Annotated in this window: 1 pseudogene; it reads left to right on the top strand. The window is 65.4% G+C overall.

The features are described from left to right. A pseudogene (locus tag EN859_RS37240) lies at positions 1 to 289 on the top strand (ABC transporter permease); the annotation flags it as partial.

Raw genomic sequence — 289 nt, forward strand, 5'->3', positions numbered from 1 at the left:
TCGCCATCCTGGCCGTCATGCTCTATGGCTCACTTGTCAGCCCTTCTTTCTTCACACCCGGCAACCTCCTCAATGTGCTGACCTCGATGTCCATCGTCGGCATCGTCGTCGTCGGCATGACCTTCGTGCTGGTGGTCGGTGGCCTGGCTGACCTGTCGGTGCCGGCCACGATCGCCTGCGGCGCCATCCTGTCGCTCGGGCTGCAGCCGATGATCGGGCCTCTGCCCGCCTTTGTCCTTGCGGTCGGCCTCGCCGGTCTGATCGGCCTGCTCAACGGCGTGCTGGTCGG

It is taken from the genome of Mesorhizobium sp. M00.F.Ca.ET.216.01.1.1, assembly GCF_004010325.2.
Lineage (GTDB): Bacteria > Pseudomonadota > Alphaproteobacteria > Rhizobiales > Rhizobiaceae > Mesorhizobium.